The organism is Pontibacter harenae, assembly GCF_020907245.1.
GTDB lineage: Bacteria > Bacteroidota > Bacteroidia > Cytophagales > Hymenobacteraceae > Pontibacter > Pontibacter harenae.
Genome location: NZ_JAJJWH010000024.1, coordinates 24,163 through 43,466, shown reverse-complemented (window position 1 = coordinate 43,466; position 19,304 = coordinate 24,163). Strand labels below are relative to the sequence as shown.

The following is a 19,304-nucleotide window of genomic DNA, read 5'->3' as shown; positions in this document are numbered from 1 at the left end:
TCTAACTTTCTAACTATAATTAAGGTGCGGCAGCTTTGTTTGTTCAGGCACCTTTACAACTGCCTCTCCACTAACCATGGTACACTGGCAGGTTTGCCGCTCGTTGTCTTCAATGCGTCCCTTCTCCCTATACTTCAACTCACAGGCTGTCAACGGTGCAAAATGCTCCATCCCTTGTAGTACAATAATGCGGCAAGTTGTGCAGCGGCCTTTGCCTCCGCAGGCATGCATCCAGTCCTGTCCTTCTTCCTGCAGCGCCTTTAGCACCGTTTGCCCCTGCCGCACAAATACTTCTTTGTTGGCAAGATTTTGCACAGTTAACTTTGGCATATTTTTTTAACTTTACAGGAGAAAGAAATCTAAATGGAAGACAAATATAATCAATTACACCTAGAGCGTTACAGCAAAGACCTCGCAAATCTGTTATGCGACCGCCACTTTGCCTCGCACGATACTGTTAACGGGCCGCAACTTATTGGTTTTACTCCTATTAAGCAGGTAAACCTTTTTGCAATAAAGGAGCTCTTGCAACAATGGCAGCACGAAATGGCCAATCTACGCAGTCCTTATTTTGATTATGAGCACGAGGATGTGAAGGAGGCTCTCTTGAACTTTATGAATGTGCTGTCGCGCAAGATTCTCATGAAGCGAAACGTGTTTGAGGCCCTGTTGCAAAAAGCTATTCACGATACCTTTCTGTTGGTTTTAGACCCCGTGGTAACTTTTGAAGAGAAGTTCCTGCGCATACAAGAGGAAATAACACTGCCTAAGCTGCAGGACAACCTGAAGTACATTGACATAAACAAGCCCCTTTTTGCAGGCTTCATAGAAACTCTCTCGCCTTCTAACAGAGATCGCGACTATATTATTAGCCGCTTTAGGCTATACGTGGGCGCAAGCCAAAGCAGCAGAACAAAGATAGAAGAACTTACCACCAAGTTTAGCGAGTTACTGCCCGTAACGCCTGATGAAGTTGTTAGCAAACCAGCTCCTGCCGCTACGCCAGCGCCTCCAGTGGCTATACCTACTCCAGCCGCACCAATTCAGGAAAAGGAAGTGGTAGCGCCTATCAACAATGCACAGCGTGAAATTTCTGCGCCAGTTACGCCTGCCACGCCAGTGCCTAACCAGAACCTAAGCGAGCGTTTCCGAAACGACAGGCCGACGCTAAACGACAATTTCCGTAAGGAAACGCCTGCTTCACTTGCCGATTCGCATAGCAACCGTAAAATTGATTCGCTAAAGAACTCTATTTCTATCAACCAACGCTTTAGCTTTATCAATGAGTTATTCGATGGCGATAACCTTACCTACTACCAAATGATTTCTACCCTGGATGGATTTACAACTCCTGAGCAGGCCTTCAATTACGTTAATCATGAAATTGCTCCTAAATACGACTGGAGTAAAAAGCAGGAAAACGTACAGAAGCTTCTGAAGCTTATCGAACGAAAGTTCTCCTGAGCCCATTTTTCATACTTAAAAAATTAGCGCCCGCAGCTTAGCTGCGGGCGCTAATTTTTTGCTTTGTAGTGTAATTTTAAGAGCTTAAGTCTCAGGCTAAATGCTTTGCACAAAATTGAACAAAATAAGTTGAAAAATTGGACCGAAGGTTTTGCAAAAACCATTAGCAACCACTAATTATGCAGCTGCATACTACTGCTTTGCATAATGCACACTTATTTAAAAAAGTCTCAACCATGTCTTTTCTAAACAAGTATACAATGAAAGTAAAGAGAAAAAAAGCGCCTACTATCAACTAAAAACCTTATTATCAGCCATGAAAGATGATTTCGAATACGATGACGAATTTGATTTGAATAGTTTCGAGGACGAAGAGGATGACGACGATTTCGGAACAACGTTTGAGGAGGATTTATACCTGATGATACGGGAGAAGCTTCGCGACACTATTCAAGAGTTTAAAAGCAAGCATCCTGTTGCACTAAAAAAACTGGATAATGCTGTAAGCGCGTTCAGAGTTAATGCTAAAAATACAGACGATTCAAAGTTCTATCCTTTGGCTGCCAAACTTCTGAGTGAACATATTAAGCCGCTAACGGAAGATTCGGAAGAAGTACAGGAGATTTACGATAACATGCAGGCTGACATTGCCCGCTTTAAAAACCAACGTGCACACGGACACGAAGGAGATTATTACTTATAGAGAGCTTCTAACAGTCTTTACTTATAAAATAGGCGCATGACACTACGTTGTATCATGCGCCTATTTGTTTGAATAGCATATGCTTATCTAAAGAAGGACTGGCAGGATGTGTTTGTTTGCAGATAAAGAAAAATTTCATAAATATTCTCAAAAAAGGTGTTACAACAGCATCTGAACTTAAATAAAAAAATTATCTTTGCGCACTACCGATGCAACCATTTGGTGGTTTTTGGAATCATCCTTACAAAAACCCAAAGCCGTGCTACTTACATTACTACGCAACCCAATCCGCAACAAACTTAACAGCCTTTTAGCTGTAGACTCCACCAAGCTGTTTTGTGGAGAGCAACTCCTTGTCCAGACCGTTGATAAGAAGCTGACGCTTACGACCCACCGCCTTATTCAAAAGTATAAGCCTTGGGATTTGCGTTGCTCCTCTTCTGTTATGCTGGAAGATATCACCAACTGGGAAGTAAAAACCTTAGGAAACACATCATATCTTACATTAGGCGTACTGGCTGCTCTTATGGTGTATTATGACGACTCCTTTGCCCTGATCAGCGGCTTCTTTGTAATGCTATATATGATGACGCGTCGCAACTGCATTCAGGTAACAACTCCTAAGCAAGTAATGATCCTGTCGTTAGACATACAGCACGATAGCGCTAATAGCCTGGCTGAAATGGTACGCCAAGCACGAAAGGACCGCCTAAAGCAGGTAAAGTCTAAAGCACAAAACAGCCTTCAGGCAGCAGCATAAGCATTTCATACTTAACATAAACAGAACCATAGAAGCGCCTCAGGGCGCTTTTTTTATTATTGCAACGTTATAGCTTAAAGAAACAGGAGCACTGCTTACCTTTGTACTGGCAGTAATGCCTGCTTCTACTTATATTTAGCACATACAATAACCTTAGCGGAAACGCATGGCAACAGACGAATTGGTTTTTCAGGAGAAAATAAAGGCACATCAGCAGAAAATAAAACAGGTTTTCAACGAGGTGAGCAAGGCAGTTGTAGGGCAGTCTTACATGGTTAACCGCCTGTTGATAGGCTTATTTACAGGTGGCCATATTTTGCTGGAGGGTGTTCCTGGCCTTGCCAAAACACTTACCATCAACTCGCTCTCTAAGGCACTACGCCTCGACTTTCAGCGGATACAGTTTACACCAGACCTGCTGCCATCGGACCTGATCGGCACCATGATCTATAACCAGAACGCTTCGGCCTTTGAAGTAAAGAAAGGGCCTATTTTCGCTAATCTTATACTTGCCGATGAGGTGAACCGTTCTCCTGCCAAAGTACAGTCGGCACTGCTGGAGGCGATGCAGGAAAAACAGGTAACTATTGGCGAAACTACCTATAAGCTAGATTTACCTTTCCTGGTACTAGCTACCCAAAACCCGGTAGAGCATGAAGGAACCTACCCTCTGCCCGAAGCACAGGTAGACCGCTTTATGATGAAGGTGTACATCGACTACCCTAAAAAAGCAGATGAATTAGAGATTATGCGCCGTATGTCCAATATGTCTTTCAACGACCCTGTTACCAAAGTGCTTTCTAAAGAAGATATTTTTGACATCCGGAGCGAAATAAACCAGGTACAGATATCTGAAACGCTAGAGAAGTATATAATTGAGCTTGTTTTTGCCACCCGCAGACCAGCCGAATACGACCTGAACGAATTTGCACCATATATACAGTTTGGTGTATCGCCAAGGGCAAGCATAGCCTTAAACCGTGCAGCCAAGGCTGTAGCGTATTTTGACGAGCGGGATTATGTACTACCCGAAGATATAAAGGAAGTGGCACATGATGTCATGAACCATAGGATTATACTTAATTACGAAGCAGAGGCTGATGGCATCAAAACAAAAGATTTTATAGAAGCCATTCTACGCAAAGTACCTATCAGCTAATACCACTCATATTTTAAATCTGCATTTACCTTGTCTGCTCTACATTTGGCAGACAAGGTAACAACATGCTTTCTTATCCCTCCGTAAACCTTCCTGAACACTTCAGCACCCGACATGGGGCTTAAGAATTCAGGTATAAGGGCATTTACAATTTTAAACAGAAAGAAATATGCTAGGAGGTTTATTTAGATTTTGGCTACTCAGGAAACTCTTTGGTGGCGGCGGAGGCGGCAGAAGAGGTGGCTGCGGCTGCATCGGGTTTATAGTTATCTTAGTTATCCTCTATTTCCTGTATCAGTATTTTGTAGGAGGAACTGGTGGTGCGGATTTTTAACTTGTGCCCCTACTAAAAACAAGAAACCCGCCAGAACTGGCGGGTTTCACGCAAAGTGGGAGACTAAGCCACCCTGCTAATGATTGCAACGAATGTTTCTCACCCATACATGTGCAATCAATATTATAACTTAAAGCAGTACTAGTAAGCTGTTTCGTTTGGAGTCCAGTTAGCCCAACCAGAAGTCCAGTCAGTAGTACCGAAAGCGCCGATATAGTTTACCTGCTCAAAGAAATTTCCTAAATCTGCAAAGCTAGCTCCAGACTGTAGCGGAGTACCTGTTGAGAAGTTAGGAGCTCCATTTTGTGTGAATGAACCAGCTATACCTAAAGTAGAAGCATCATCTACCACGCTGTTACCATTGGCTGAAGCGTTGAACCAAGAAGCAAGATCGAAAGTGCTAGTCGAAGTTACAGTTAACGCTCTGCCTGCAGGAGTACCTGCAATAACGGTGTTACGAATTCTCATAGAACCAGCTGTAGCGTTGTTTTCTGTAGCAGTACCGTCTAACAACAGACCTGTAGGCCAGCCAGCAATAAGTGAGTTGTGCAGTTTAGTCTGGTTGTTACGACGAATGTGTAAGCCACGGCCATAGTTGCTGTTTACAGTAGCGCTTGGGTTAGTAGCAAGCGGACCGAATAAGCTTACGTTAGAGTAAGTTGGAGCCGTAATAGGTGTAGCAGTACTACCCTGTGAGTCGTTATCAGATTCAAAACCGTTAGAAGCAGAAACGTCAGCTATATCAGGATCAGAGATACCTACCAGGAACTGCAGGTTACCAGCGTAACCATTGTCAGTATCAAACATATCGTCAACAGTTTTGTAAGCGATTAGGTGTTTTGCGTTTACTGTACCACCGAACCACTCAAAAGCGTCGTCACCACAGTGTGATACCTGTACATAGTCGATTGTAGTACCAGCACCCACGCCACCTAATGTAATACCGTTGATCTCGTTGTTAGGTTGGAAAGCTACACCAGGGAATTCAACACGTACATAACGTAGTACACCAGAGTTGTCGTTAGGATCGTTGCCGCCGTACTCTCTGTTCACGCCACCTTCTATCTCTGCGCTAGAACCCAAGTTTACAGGAGCATTACCCAAAATAATTAAGCCACCCCAGTCGCCAGTAGCACGAGAACCTACAGGCTGGTCAGAAGTAAACACAATAGGGTTAGAAGCAGTACCGTCTGCCATGATCATACCGCCACGTTCAACTATCAAGGTTCCTCTTGAGGTAGACTCACCCATAATTACAGTACCAGGCTCTATAGTAAGTGTAGCACCATCTTTAATGTACACAAAACCTCTTAGTAAGTATTTGGTGTTGGCTCTCATCGTGAAATCCTGATCTGTTGAACCAGAAACTACCGTCATACCATTCTCCTGCGATGTTGTTAATGGCTGTCCAGTTACAGGAGTTCCACCATCATCGTCGTCATCGGTACAAGCAACAAAAGACACCGCTAGAAAAGCAACTAACAGTAAATTAAATAACTTTTTCATAATCATGTTTAAAGTGTTATAAGTTGAGATTGTTAATGGTTTCGATTTAGAATTTATAGGTAACTCCTATAGTTGAATACTGCCCTCTGCGATACTCTCTGAAAGACTCATCTACAGAGGTAATTTTATTATCTTCATTAGAATCCTGGATCAGGCGTGTCTTCTGGTTTAGCAGATCTTGTATGCCTGCTCTAATTTCGAAATGCTCTCCTATGCCCTTTGTTAAAGAGATATCAATCTGATTGCGGGGCATCTCGTAAATTGTCTGGCGCAGGTTACCACCAGCGGCAAATATGCGCTGCCCAATTACGTTATAAAGCACATTAACCTGTAGGTTGCTGGCATCATCCTGATAGTATAAACCTGCGTTTACTACATAAGGAGACTGTCCTACCATTTGACGTGTACCAGGCTGGTATGCCGCTCTTTCGTCTGTTATCTGTACTTCACTTTTGTTTAAGGCTGCATTCAGCACCAGCGAGGTATTCTGTATAAGCCTTGACTCTGAAAGGTTAAGCAATGATTTTCTTACTTCAGCCTCCAAACCTACACTATAAGCTCTTTTAGAATTCTCAAAAGTGATAGTGTTACCACCCGACGTATTTGCAAAAACTGTTTCTATAGGCTTGTTGAAGTATTTATAAAATGCACCTATTGAGAATATTTCGGATGGGTTTGGATAAAACTCGTAGCGCACATCGCTATTGTATATTGTTGCCGTTACCAAGCTAGGCTCTCCTCTTACTTCAAACTGGTTTACGAAGTCATAGTAAGGTGATGGAGCAAGCTCACGAAACTCTGGGCGGTTAACACTAACACTGGCACCTGCACGTAACTTGGCACGCGATGTAATTTCGTAGCTAAAGTTAGCAGAAGGTAAAATGCTTAGCTTTGGCGTGCTCTGATCAATTTTTTCAAAAGTCTGGCTAACACCCTGTAGCAACTGGTTGTTATATTCTACCCTTACGCCACCAGAAGCTGATAATCTTGCTGAAAGTGGAGCCGCTCCCCCGATAAAACCAGCTATTAGATTATTTTGAGCATCATAATCGTATATCGGCAGTGGCAATCGCTGCTCTATAATACTCCAGCCAGTAGAGCTGTTTATATTCTCTTGTGCAAAAGACTGCTCAATTGGCAGGTGCGGTAACCTAGAGTCAAAGCTGCTTGAGTTAGAAGGTGCATAACTCAGGAAGCGGGCTGCATAATCTCTGTTTTTACGTTCTGCATAAAACCCTGCTCTGATTACTGGTGCATTTTCGGCAGTAGAGTCAGCTGTATTGAAACGATGCTCTACTTGTCCGCTTAGCATGCCCACATGCTCATTAAGCTTTGAGTAGAAACGGCCCAAGTCTGTTGGCGTAACAATGTTTGAGTATATTATTCTGTAGGCATCTGCATTCTGATCGTATGCTGTGCGGTAACGGCGGTAGTCTGGCTCGTTTCTTCCTGTGTAAGAGTACCCCCCTGTCCAGGTATAGGTTGTTTTGTTATCATCAGAGTCATGTGTACCCTGCAACTGGCCAGAGTAAATGCTGCGGCTCTCGTAGCGTAGCGAGTAGTTACGCTGTAACCTGTCTGGAGTCCCTGTATCGTCTGTTCCTTCTCTTTGTAGCACTTCGCTCACACCCAGCTGGTTAAAGAAGTTACGAAACTCTATTTTGTTGTTGCTGTTAATGCGTGCTGACCAGTTACTGATTACCCCCAGACGTGCATTGTTTGTATACATTTCGTCCTGAAAGTTTAGCTGTGGATTACTGTAGCCTAAAGTAGGATCATAGTCCTCGTAGGTTTTGAATGTACCCTTTGTTAAGGTGTTGGTATTACTGTAAGAAATGGCCGATACTGAACTCATTTCTATAGCACCAAGATCAAAGCGGCGGTTTACCCCAAGCGAAAAGCGAAGATCTGGCATGGCCGTAGATGAGTTAGGCGCCCATGTGTTCGGGAAGGCACGACCAATATTCACCAACCTTTCATCACCTCTGTTCATTTGCCCCATGTTGGCTGGCACTGTACCTGGTATAGCTCTGTCTCCGTTGTCGAAGCCCAAGAAATCGGTGCGTCCTTTTTTATCAATTAAGAAGTTGTTGAAAGTCGTACCTGCTCTGTAAGAGCCCGACACACCGATGGAAGTGGAGTTTTCAGCAACTACGTTTTTGGTGTATAGCTTTATCACACCACCGCCAAACTCGCCTGGCAGTTCTGGAGAACCATTTTTATAAACTAGGATTCTATCTATAACGCTGGTGGGCAGCAAATCAAATGAGAAAGCTCTGGAATCTGTCTCCACACTCGGCGTTAGAGCATCATTCAACATTACAGTGTTGTAGCGTTGGCTCATACCGCGAATCATCACGTAGCGATCGTTCATTACTGTAACGCCTGGTATACGTCTTACTGTGGCGGCTGCGTCTCGGTCCATAGACTTCGAGATCTGCTCGCCCGACACACCGCTTACGACCACTTCGCTTTGGCGCATGGTTTCTAGCACGGCCACTTCAGTGTTAGTCTGTCGCGCGCCTACAATTTCAACCGCCTGAATTTCTTGTGCATTCTGCTCTAGCTGCACGTTTACGGTTGAGGTCTGACCCGCATTTAAGTTTACAGCTGTTTCGAATGGCTTATAGGAAAGGAAAGTTACCGAAAGCGTGTAGGCACCTGGCTCTAACTGTAACCTATAGTTACCTTCGTAATCTGTGGTGGCTCCCTTAGAAGTACCTTTAATAAATACCACAGCTCCGATAACGTCTTCGCCAGTGATTTTATCTGTCACCTTACCCTTAAGTGTAGCTTGTTGGGCAAAACCGTAAAAAGAAGTGGTGAAAATGGTGAGAAATGTAAATAAGAACTTCATTGATATACTTTGTTTTTAGTCTCGCTGCAAAAGTAGACCAGTCAGTTTAAGTCAGTGTTATCCACTAATTATCTTAATGTTAAACCTAACCGCTCAATGTTAACACATTGTTATCTGTATGTTAATTTAGATTAAAGCCTATATTAAGAACATGTAAACAACACAAGTCTCTACTCATAAAGCACACTCTTACAGGCAAGAACTGCACACACATCGTACAAATCTTAACATTGGCTTAACATTGACTTAAAGAACGGGTAACATTACTTCCGTTACTTTGCATCGCAAACAATTACAAGCGCAACAGCAGCCTGACTAACTGCCCGCTTGTAATTGTAAAAGCAGGTTTACAGCTATAGAAAAGAGACTACTATAGTTGGCAATTGATTAATTCTCACCTTAATCGGAATAAGTGAAAAATTTTATTTGCGGAGCAGCTGCTCTGTTGTTATCTGCCAGTTTTCTGGCAAACAATGCATCAGGTAAATCTGATTCTAGTAACGCTACACTTTCAAACACTACAGCAGATTCCTCATCAGCTGTTAGTAGTAGCCTTGCACCTACTGACACTGTTTATGTTGCCGCTCCTACACAGGAGGCTCCTGGTAAAACTCCGTGGTATAAAAAAATCTCGATCCGTGGTTATGCACAGGTAAGGTATAATCGCCTGCTCGAAACCAACCCATTATTAAAATGCGACCAATGCGATAAGTCGCTTGGAGCTGGTAACGGCCTTTTCATCAGAAGAACACGTATTATATTCAGCGGCAATGTTCACGAGAGGCTATTTATTTATATCCAACCAGACTTTGCTTCCTCTCCTGGTGGTAACACCCTAAACTTTGTACAACTCCGTGATGCTTATTTTGACCTGGCGCTAGACGCCAAGAAAGAATTTAGACTTAGAATCGGGCAGAGCAAAATACCCTATGGCTTCGAAAACATGCAATCTAGCAGCAACCGCTTGGCGCTAGATCGTAACGACGCCATCAATAGTGCTTTAGCGAATGAACGCGACTTGGCCGTAATGTTCTATTGGGCACCGTCAAAGATAAGAGAGCGGTTTGAGGAGCTTACCAGCTTAGGATTAAAAGGAAGTGGAGACTACGGTGTAGTTGGGTTAGGTGTATTCAACGGGCAAACCGCCAACAGACCAGACGCTAACGATGAGCTACATACAGTAGCCCGTATTGCTTACCCTATCAGGCTAGCTAACGGTCAATTTATAGAACCAGGCATACAGGCATACTCTGGTAAATATGTTGTTACTCCAGATCAACTTTCATCAGGCGTAAAAGTGGGGTCAGAAGAACAACTACAAGAAGGATTTATAGACCAACGTGTAGCCGCTAGTTTGGTTGTGTATCCGCAAAGACTTGGTTTTCAGGCAGAGTACAATGTTGGCCGTGGCCCTGAATTTGACGCTGCTACCTCTTCTATAAAAGTTAAGCCGCTGCATGGTGGCTATGCCCAAACTATGTACAAAATGCAGGTAGGCAACCAGGTGCTTATTCCTTTTATAAAGCTGCAATACTACAAAGGCGGCAAAAAGCACGAACGCGATGCGACCAGCCACAGGGTTGCAGAAACAGAAATAGGAGCAGAATGGCAACCTTTCAAAAATTTCGAACTGGTAGCAGACTATAGCATTGCTGACCGCACCACAAGCAACGCTGCCAATCTCTACAACAGGCAGTTTGGTAATAGGCTACGTCTTCAGGCTCAATTTAACTTTTAGCAGCATGCACTCCTGTACGAAAGCGGTAGGTATAGCCGTTTTCGTACAGGAGTGCGTGCTACTGCCTATTTATTTTTCTTTCTGCATCAGCTGTACCCTCTTCTTCAATTCTACAGTATAAGAACCAATCTAAATTATGACTCTCACCAAACTCAGGTAATCGTGAACCGTTACAAGCTAGCTGTTATACTTGCTTTTTTAACCTCCTTACTATGGTTTTCCAAAGCATCAGCACAAAGTATAAACAAGTCTAAGTTTGGCAACGGTCTACGTTTCATAGCCGCCGACTCTTCTTTTAGCCTTAAGTTCAGCACTCGTTTTCAGATGTTGTATCATGGTGAACACAATGAGGAAACGAAGAACTGGGACGACCGCTTTCTGATTCGCAGAGCACGATTGAAGTTTGATGGATTTGTTCTCTCACCTAGAGTAGTTTATAAAATTGAGTTGGGCCTTAGCAACAGCGACATCGGTAGTGGCTTGTTAGAACAGAACAACCAAGCTGATAATGTTGTTCTGGACGCTGTTGCGAAGTGGCAAATGACAGAAACCTTATTCTTATGGTTTGGGCAGACAAAGTTACCAGGAAATCGGGAGCGTGTTATTTCTTCTCAGAACCTACAATTCGTAGACCGCAGCCTTCTAAACGCTCAGTTTAACCTAGATCGTGACGCTGGCATACAACTGCGTAATGAGCATGCTATTGGCGGAGTAGTATTTCGCGAGATAGGTTCCGTATCTATGGGTGAAGGCCGCAACATTACTGTAACCAATACAGGTGGCTATGATTATACTGCTCGCCTGGAGGTGCTTCCGTTTGGCGAGTTTATAGGAGATGGTGATTATGTATCTAGTGACCTGGAACGGGAGCCCACCCCTAAACTTGCTATAGCCGCCTCCTACGACTATAACGATAATGCTTCCAGATCACGTGGCCAGTTAGGTTCTTTCCTGAGCGAGAAACGTGATTTGAGCACCTGGTTTGTAGATGCTATGTTTAAGTTTAGAGGCTTGTCTTTTATGGGCGAATATGCTAACCGTAAAGCTCTGAATGGCCCCGTGGTAAGCAGAACTGATTTTGGCACTGTAGAAGAGACTTTTGTAACAGGCGAAGCCTTAAACTTACAGGTAGGATATGTTTTCCCAATTGATTGGGAGATAGCAGGTCGCTACACATCCTTCTCTCCTACAGCAGCAACAAGTATCATTCCAGAAAAGCAATACACCCTTGGCATCTCCAGGTATATTGTGGGGCACAACTTAAAAGTACAAAGCGATTTTACGCTCATAAGGCAGCCTAATATAGATGATTATCTACAGGCTAGGTTACAGATGGAGTTATCGCTTTAATCTTAATAAAAACTTAACAATAACATAACAATCCACATTAGAGGGTCTGCTTACTTGTGCAGAACTTTGCAACAGAAATCACACCATAACATTCTTCTCAGCCCGATTGCCCTGCTGTTTATAACTACTTAATCCACATTGAAGTATACAGCAAAAAATTGGACATAGTATTCTAACAATCTCCAAAAATCAACCATAAAACTATAACCTGGCTTATGTTAAATTTTAAGCTTACAAATAAGAAGCTGCACACAGCACTCCTGATTAGCGGTTCTTTGTTTTTTGCTGCCTGCGGTGGCAACACCAGCGAGGGAGAGAACAGCGACCTTACTGGTAGCATCCAAATAGACGGCTCCTCTACCGTTTACCCTATTACAGAGGCTGTAGCAGAGGAATTTCGCACGGAGGCTCCTAACGTTAAAGTAACGGTAGGTGTATCAGGCACAGGCGGCGGCATGAAGAAATTCACCCGTGGCGATATTGACATAGTAGATGCCTCGCGTGCTATGAATGCCGATGAACAGGCTGCGGCACAAGGAAATGATATTTCTTTTGAACAACTATCGGTAGCCTACGATGGCTTAACGGTTGTAGTACACCCAGAGAACGATTGGGTAAAAGATATTACAGTAGCAGAACTAAAGAAAATCTGGGAACCAGGCGCACAAGGCACTATTACACGCTGGAATCAGGTACGCCCTGAGTGGCCAGACCAGGAGCTTCACTTATATGGCGCAGGCGTAGAGTCTGGCACTTATGATTACTTTACAGAGGCTATTGTTGGTAAAAGCCACTCCAGCCGCGGCGACTATACCGCTAGCGAAGACGATAATGTGTTGGTGCAGGGTGTTTCGACAGACCCGTATGCCTTGGGTTTCTTCGGCTATGCATATTACGAAGAAAACAAGGGTAAGCTGAAAGCAATACCTGTTAACGACGAAGACGATAGCAACGGCACTGGTGCAATTCTGCCATCATTAGAAACAGTAAAAGACGGTTCTTATACACCACTTTCCCGTCCGCTGTTCATTTACGTTAACTCTAAGGCAGTAGCCAGACCAGAAGTGGTTGAGTTTGTTAACTTCTACCTCGATAACGCTGGTGAACTTAGCCAGGAAGTGGGTTATATTCCCCTGCCAGAGGAAGAGTATAACAAGCAGAAGCAGAAGTTTCAGAAGTTCGCAACTGGTGTTGGCGCCAGTGCAAACAATCAACAATAGCTAAACAAAGCACAAGTATAGCTTCCGCATTCATCAAAGCCAAAGCTATACTTATGTTTCACCTAAACAGCACCTTCAGCACCTTGAGAAAATCAGAAAAAATTATTGAGGGCTTGCTGTGGCTCTCAGCCACCATCACCATACTGGTTACAGTAGGTATTATTTGGGTACTGCTGTCAGAATCAGTTAGCTTTTTTAGCGAGGTCTCTATTGTAGAGTTCCTGACAGAAAAAGAGTGGACTCCCCTGTTTGCCGATAAGAAGTTCGGTATACTGCCGCTGGTGGCAGGCACCTTCCTCACCACTTTTATAGCCATAGCCGTAGCACTGCCTATTGGCTTAACTATTGCCATTTACCTGAATGAGTATGCCCATGGCACTTTCAGAGCCATTATAAAGCCTCTGCTGGAAGTTCTGGCTACCATACCTACGGTTGTGTATGGTTTTTTCGCACTTACGGTTGTTACGCCTTTTCTGCAGCAGTTTATTCCTGGTTTGGCTGGGTTCAACGCACTTTCAGCTGGCATCGTTATGGGCATCATGATCATCCCCATGATTTCTTCCCTCAGCGAAGATGCTATTAGCGCCGTGCCACGCTCTTTGCGTGAAGCAGCCTACGGCATGGGCTCCACCCGCTTGCAAACGGCTTTTGGCGTAATGGTTCCAGCTGCATCTTCAGGTATATTGGTTTCTATTATTCTGGCTATTTCCAGGGCAGTTGGCGAAACCATGATTGTGGCCATTGCTGCGGGCCAGCAGCCGCGCCTGACGCTAAACCCACTGGTGCCTATCGAAACCATTACCACTTATATTGTACAGGTAAGTTTAGGCGATGTGCCGCATGGCTCGCTGGAGTATAGAACTATTTTTGCCGCTGGTTTAACACTGTTCATCTTCACGTTTGCCTTGAACAACATCAGCTTCTGGATCAAAAAGAAATACCAGGAAAAGTATGACTAACTCAGACATTAACCGATATAAAGATAAGGCTTTCCAAATCTTTGGCATCTTCTGCACCTTAATCGGGCTGGTTGTGCTGGCGGTTTTCCTTATCGATATTGCCATAGACGGCATAAGCCGCATCGACTGGGACTTTCTGACCAGCCTGCCTTCCAGAAGAGCCAGCAGTGCAGGTATTTATACTGCCTGGGCAGGCACGCTTTGGATTCTCGTGCTTACTGCCGTTATAGCTTTCCCGCTAGGCGTAGGCGCTGCTGTGTATCTGGAAGAGTACTCAAGGAAAACGAAGCTGGCTAATTTTCTGGAAATAAACATAGCCAACCTGGCTGGTGTACCTTCTATCATTTATGGTTTGCTAGGCCTTGAGATTTTTGTACGCCAGATGCGCTTAGGGGGCAGTTTGCTAGCTGGGGCGCTTACGTTGTCGCTGCTAATTTTGCCTATTATCATTGTAACTACCCGTGAGTCTATAAAAGCAGTACCGCGTAGCGTAAGAGACGGATCCTATGCTTTGGGAGCTTCTAAGTGGCAGACAATTTGGAACCAGGTGCTGCCTGCTTCGTTTGGTGGTATACTGACAGGTATCATTCTGGCGCTTTCCAGAGCAGTAGGTGAAGCGGCTCCGCTTATCGTGATTGGTGCGCTGGCTTACGTACCTTTTGCCCCAACCACACCACTGGATGAATTCACCGTATTACCGATTCAAATTTTCAACTGGACCTCCAGACCACAAGAGGCTTTTTTAACGAACGCAGCTGGTGCCATTATTGTACTCCTCTGCATTACCTTCCTACTGAACGGAATTGCCGTATACCTCAGATTGAGGCAGCAGAAGAAAGTGAAGTGGTAAACTAAATGCGAGGCATCAACATGAAGGCACAAAGCTTTCAAATTTGTAAATTAGAGTATATTTTAAGCTTGTGCCTTACATCTATCGTCATCAACAATGAGTAAGAAAGTATATAAACTGGAGGCTAAAAACCTCAACGCCTATTACGGCAACTTCCATGCACTGAAAGGTATAGACATTGCCATGGAGGAAAAAGCCGTAACCGCTTTTATTGGTCCGTCGGGTTGTGGCAAGTCTACGTTCCTGCGCACTTTTAACCGCATGAACGACTTTATCGAGGGCTTTAGAACAGAAGGTGATATTCTGTTAGACGGCAGAGATATTTACGACAAAAAAATTCGGGTAGATGAGCTTCGCAAAGAAGTGGGTATGGTGTTTCAAAAGCCAAACCCATTCCCCAAAAGTATTTTCGAGAATGTAGTGTACGGGCTGCGGCTACAAGGCATAAAGAATAAAGCTGTTCTGCAGGAAACTGCTGAGAAGTCGCTTCAGCGGGCAGCGCTATGGAGCGAAGTGAAGGATAACCTGAACAAATCGGCACTAGCCCTTTCGGGAGGGCAGCAGCAGCGCCTTTGCATTGCACGCGCTCTGGCTATTTCGCCTTCTGTGTTGCTGATGGATGAACCTGCCTCTGCTCTTGACCCTATCTCAACGGCAAAAATTGAGGAGCTTATTCACGAACTGAAGAACGACTACACCATAGTAATTGTAACGCACAACATGCAGCAAGCTGGTCGTGTGAGCGATTATACAGCTTTCTTTTATATGGGTGAGTTGGTAGAACACTCTAAAACAAAGGCACTTTTTACTAGTCCGAGCGATACTCGTACACAAAACTATATCACGGGCCGCTTCGGTTAGGCAGCACCAGACTTTTGTTCTTGCGTACGTAATCTCACCCATTTAGACATTAGACTTTATGCCACAAATAGATATAGAATTAAACAAGCTTCAGGAAAAACTCCTGGAGATGTGGGACATAGTAGAGTACCAGCTTAGCAGCAGCCGCGAAGCCATGCTAACGAACGACGTAGAGCTCGCTGGCAAAGTAATAAAGCTGGGGAAAAAGGTAAACCGCTATGACGTGAAGATAGATCGGCAGTGTGAGAACTTCTTTGCCCTGTTCAATCCTGTGGCCGTAGACCTTCGCCAAGTGCTTTCTGTACTTAAAATTAACGCTAATTTAGAACGTATAGGCGACACAGCAGAAGGTATTTGCCGCATCGTAGAAAAACTGCACGAACCTATTTCCCAGGAGCTTGCCGCAGAAAGCCGTCTGCTCGAGATGTATGATGTTGCGCTCAGCATGTTTGTTGCATCCCGCCAAGTCCTTATTACTTACGATCCTGTAGCGGCACGTGAAATTTTAAAACAGGATAAACTTCTCAACAAGATTTACCGCAAATCAGATAAGGTGATCGCATCTTTTATGAACAATAATCCTGCAGGCATAGAAGTTGGGTTGCACCTGTACAACATCATCAAAAAACTTGAGCGTGTTGGCGACCAGGTAACTAATATTGCCGAAGAGATTATCTTTTACCGTGACGCTAAAGTGCTACGCCACAAGGCCCGCAAAAAGAAAAAGAAAGATCAGTAAGGTGTTAACAAGTTGCCAACACCTTACTGATCTTTCTGCCAACAGCTTTAGATTATATGCAGCACGAACTACAGCGGTTCGTGCTTTTTTTTGTGTTCTTTTTTGCTAAAGCCATCAATATGATCACTGCTGTATATTTCACTGGTAACCAAACGGCATCAGAATAATAGCACTCTTAACGCTTTCTATACCTTTCCATTTGTCAGTAAAAACGCACAACAAAGTCTGAAATTCTGTTCATTTTCTCAATATGTAGAGCAATTCCAAGCCAAAAATCATTCAAACAGCAACCTAGCGAGCAATTAAACCTCTAAAACTACCTTCCCAACTATTTGTGTCGTAACTTTGCGGAAAATTAGGAGACGGTGCTTTTTAAAGAAGTTTTATACCTGGTAAAGAAAGACTTAGTGCTGGAGTGGCGCCAGAAGTATGCTTTTAATGGTATGTTGCTGTACGTCAGCAGCACGGTGTTTGTGTGCTTCCTGAGTTTCGGTATGCGGTCTGGCGTCTTAGATGCACCTGTCTGGAATGCGCTCCTCTGGATTATCCTGCTGTTTACTTCGGTAAATGCCATAGCCAAAAGCTTTATGCAGGAGAACCGTGGGCGGCTACTCTACTTTTACTCTATCGTGAGCCCGCAGGGGGTAATACTGGCCAAAATAGTGTATAACACACTGCTGATGCTGGTGCTGGCCCTGATTTGCTTTGTATTTTATGCGCTGGTGCTGGGCAATCCTGTAGATGATATACCTATGTTCCTGCTTTCGTTGGTGTTGGGAGCCATCGGTTTTTCAACTTCCTTAACCATGATTTCAGGCATTGCCTCTAAAGCATCTAACAACGGCACTCTGATGGCGGTACTGAGTTTTCCAGTCATTGTGCCGATGCTGCTCATGCTGATTAAAATATCTAAAAATGCGATGGACGGCCTTGAACGCAGTTCCAGTCTCGACGAACTGCTAACCTTGCTTGCCATAAACATGATTGTTGTCACTGTTTCTTATATCTTATTCCCGTACCTTTGGCGTTCGTAATTATAGACACAAGTATCAAGACACAAGATTTTTAAAGTAACATAGAAATCAGTCTCGGAAAAGCGGGGCAAGAATAGCTAAGGAATAGATTAAAGTATATAAAATAGAATCTGACTGCTTGGAAGGACACATAATTAAAGGTCTTAAGTCTTGTGTCTTACGTCTAGCGTCTTCAAAAATATGAAAAACAACTGGTGGAAAATACTTGCTGTGCTACTGCTGGTTTTTACCGTAGTGGCTGGCATGCTGTCGGATGTTCCGCGTTTGGCTATCCTGAACGAAACTATTCGAAATCTATACTTTCACGTGCCCATGTGGTTCGGTATGATTCTGATCCTGTTTGTATCCGTGGTTTACTCAATCAAATACCTTCGGAACCCGACTGTCAAGAATGATGTGATTGCTTACGAGGCTGCTAAAGTAGGTATACTTTTCGGTGTGTTAGGCATTATAACAGGTATGGAATGGGCCCGCTTTACCTGGGGCGAGTATTGGAGCAACGATCCAAAACAAAATGCCTCAGCCATTGGTCTACTTATATACTTTGCTTATATCGTACTGCGCAGCTCTTTTAACGAGCAACAGCAGCGTGCCCGCATCAGCGCTGTGTATAATGTTTTTGCCTTTGCGGCCCTTATTCCGTTGCTGTTTATTCTGCCACGCCTCACAGATTCGCTGCACCCTGGCAACGGCGGCAACCCTGGCTTCAACTCCTACGACATGGACAGTAGCCTACGCATAGTGTTCTACCCTGCCGTACTTGGCTGGACGCTGTTGGGCATCTGGATAGTAAATGTAAAATCAAGATTAGAAATACTGAGACAACGCTTATATGAAAATGCATAGAATACTGGCAATCTGCTGCTTTATACTTGGCATCATGCTAGGTACAAGCACCACCCTGCAGGCCCAGAACGATCAAACTGCTGTAGAGTTTTCTGCAGAACCACAGGCACAGCCAGAAGTAGAAATGGCCGACACACTGCGTCAGGACGGCAAAATTTACGTGGTAGTGGTGGTACTGCTCACTGTGTTGGCAGGTTTGATAGTTTACCTGGTTTCGCTGGACCGCAAGGTAAGCAAGCTTGAAAAGCAGTTCAGAGAATAAGCTTTTATAGGTTTTCTTGCAGTAACATGCATGAAGCCAGTCATAAAAGCTCAATAAGTATAAAATAGCTGCAACTAATGGATTTAATACCTCCAAAAGTATGTTAGCCGATTAGAAATAGAATATCATACTTTCTATACATAGATGAAAAAGTCACACATCATTGGTATTTTAGTTATAGCCGTGGCCATCATGATCATCATGACCACAGCTGGCGACGCAAGCACTTATGTATCTTTCGGAGAGGCCATTGAGCGCGCCGAAGAAGGAAATTCAACCAAAGTACACGTGGTTGGCCGCCTGAAAAAAGACCCGCAGGGCCACATTGTGGGCATGCAATACAACCCTGTTATGGACCCTAACTACTTTACTTTTACGCTTGTAGACACAAATCGTGTGGAGCAGCAGGTAGTTTACTACAACCCGAAACCTCAGGATTTTGAGCGCTCGGAGCAGGTGGTTATTACAGGCAACATGCAGAACAACGTGTTTGTAGCTGATAAAATCCTGCTGAAGTGCCCGTCTAAGTACGTGGAAAAAGATGTTACCAAAACAGCAAGCCTTTAAATAAGTGAAGTGTTATAGAGTTTGGGGGTTAGAGAGTGAAATTGTAGGGAATATGTCCTGCTATAAAATGGCAGCAGAATCTACAAATACTTTTC

Annotated in this window: 19 protein-coding genes; 16 read left to right on the top strand and 3 right to left on the bottom strand. The window is 44.0% G+C overall.

Going from position 1 to position 19,304, the window contains the following annotated elements; genetic code table 11:
* Positions 1-9: 9 nt before the first annotated feature.
* Positions 10-330, bottom strand: coding sequence for a 2Fe-2S iron-sulfur cluster-binding protein (locus LN893_RS13070; RefSeq protein ID WP_229970727.1), 321 nt, complete (start codon positions 328-330; stop codon positions 10-12).
* Positions 331-363: 33 nt separating this feature from the next.
* Between LN893_RS13070 and LN893_RS13065 the strand changes: the two genes are divergently transcribed.
* The 5 genes from LN893_RS13065 (at position 364) to LN893_RS13045 (ending at position 4,420) form a co-directional block, all read left to right on the top strand.
* Entirely contained in the window at positions 364-1,464 is a 1,101-nt protein-coding gene (locus tag LN893_RS13065) for a DUF8457 domain-containing protein (RefSeq protein WP_229970725.1), read from the top strand.
* A 316-nt stretch (positions 1,465-1,780) separates the two neighbouring features.
* The gene (locus tag LN893_RS13060; protein ID WP_229970723.1) at positions 1,781-2,167 is read left to right on the top strand and encodes a hypothetical protein; all 387 of its coding nucleotides are present in this window, start codon (positions 1,781-1,783) and stop codon (positions 2,165-2,167) included.
* A 259-nt stretch (positions 2,168-2,426) separates the two neighbouring features.
* Complete coding sequence (locus tag LN893_RS13055) at positions 2,427-2,927, top strand: hypothetical protein (RefSeq protein ID WP_229970722.1); 501 nt, start codon at positions 2,427-2,429, stop codon at positions 2,925-2,927.
* 166 nt (positions 2,928-3,093) lie between these two features.
* Positions 3,094-4,086, top strand: a complete 993-nt coding sequence (locus LN893_RS13050) for an AAA family ATPase (protein ID WP_229970720.1) — start codon at positions 3,094-3,096, stop codon at positions 4,084-4,086.
* A 169-nt stretch (positions 4,087-4,255) separates the two neighbouring features.
* Positions 4,256-4,420 carry a hypothetical protein gene (locus LN893_RS13045; RefSeq protein WP_229970718.1) on the top strand — a complete coding sequence of 55 codons (165 nt, stop codon included), beginning with the start codon at positions 4,256-4,258 and terminating at the stop codon, positions 4,418-4,420.
* A 141-nt stretch (positions 4,421-4,561) separates the two neighbouring features.
* Here the strand turns inward: LN893_RS13045 and LN893_RS13040 are convergent, their stop codons facing one another.
* Both LN893_RS13040 and LN893_RS13035 read right to left on the bottom strand, forming a co-directional pair.
* A complete protein-coding gene (locus LN893_RS13040) occupies positions 4,562-5,926 on the bottom strand; it encodes a beta-helix domain-containing protein (RefSeq protein WP_229970716.1) in 1,365 nt (454 codons plus the stop codon).
* A 46-nt stretch (positions 5,927-5,972) separates the two neighbouring features.
* A complete protein-coding gene (locus tag LN893_RS13035; protein WP_229970713.1) occupies positions 5,973-8,783 on the bottom strand; it encodes a TonB-dependent receptor in 2,811 nt (936 codons plus the stop codon).
* A 412-nt stretch (positions 8,784-9,195) separates the two neighbouring features.
* Here LN893_RS13035 and LN893_RS13030 point away from each other — a divergent pair, with 412 nt between their 5' ends.
* From LN893_RS13030 to LN893_RS12980, 11 genes are all read left to right on the top strand, one after another.
* Positions 9,196-10,521 (top strand): porin, encoded by a 1,326-nt coding sequence (locus LN893_RS13030; protein WP_229970711.1) that lies wholly within the window; start codon positions 9,196-9,198, stop codon positions 10,519-10,521.
* A 162-nt stretch (positions 10,522-10,683) separates the two neighbouring features.
* Positions 10,684-11,871, top strand: a complete 1,188-nt coding sequence (locus LN893_RS13025; protein ID WP_229970707.1) for a porin — start codon at positions 10,684-10,686, stop codon at positions 11,869-11,871.
* Between the two features lie 215 nt (positions 11,872-12,086).
* Entirely contained in the window at positions 12,087-13,091 is a 1,005-nt protein-coding gene (locus LN893_RS13020) for a PstS family phosphate ABC transporter substrate-binding protein (protein ID WP_229970705.1), read from the top strand.
* Positions 13,092-13,144: 53 nt separating this feature from the next.
* A complete protein-coding gene (gene pstC / locus LN893_RS13015; RefSeq protein WP_229970704.1) occupies positions 13,145-14,050 on the top strand; it encodes a phosphate ABC transporter permease subunit PstC in 906 nt (301 codons plus the stop codon).
* Entirely contained in the window at positions 14,043-14,900 is an 858-nt protein-coding gene (gene pstA, locus LN893_RS13010) for a phosphate ABC transporter permease PstA (RefSeq protein WP_229970702.1), read from the top strand. Before pstC ends, pstA begins: the two co-directional genes overlap by 8 nt.
* Positions 14,901-14,996: 96 nt before the next feature.
* Positions 14,997-15,761 (top strand): phosphate ABC transporter ATP-binding protein PstB, encoded by a 765-nt coding sequence (gene pstB / locus LN893_RS13005; RefSeq protein ID WP_229970701.1) that lies wholly within the window; start codon positions 14,997-14,999, stop codon positions 15,759-15,761.
* A gap of 58 nt (positions 15,762-15,819) precedes the next feature.
* Complete coding sequence (gene phoU, locus LN893_RS13000) at positions 15,820-16,500, top strand: phosphate signaling complex protein PhoU (RefSeq protein WP_229970699.1); 681 nt, start codon at positions 15,820-15,822, stop codon at positions 16,498-16,500.
* Between the two features lie 365 nt (positions 16,501-16,865).
* Positions 16,866-17,534 carry a heme exporter protein CcmB gene (locus LN893_RS12995; protein WP_229970696.1) on the top strand — a complete coding sequence of 223 codons (669 nt, stop codon included), beginning with the start codon at positions 16,866-16,868 and terminating at the stop codon, positions 17,532-17,534.
* A 150-nt stretch (positions 17,535-17,684) separates the two neighbouring features.
* Complete coding sequence (ccsA, locus tag LN893_RS12990) at positions 17,685-18,380, top strand: cytochrome c biogenesis protein CcsA (protein WP_500797095.1); 696 nt, start codon at positions 17,685-17,687, stop codon at positions 18,378-18,380.
* Complete coding sequence (locus tag LN893_RS12985; RefSeq protein ID WP_369427677.1) at positions 18,367-18,642, top strand: CcmD family protein; 276 nt, start codon at positions 18,367-18,369, stop codon at positions 18,640-18,642. Before ccsA ends, LN893_RS12985 begins: the two co-directional genes overlap by 14 nt.
* Positions 18,643-18,786: 144 nt before the next feature.
* Positions 18,787-19,209: a cytochrome c maturation protein CcmE domain-containing protein gene (locus LN893_RS12980; RefSeq protein WP_229970692.1), complete on the top strand. Its 423-nt coding sequence runs from the start codon at positions 18,787-18,789 to the stop codon at positions 19,207-19,209.
* Positions 19,210-19,304: the final 95 nt, after the last annotated feature.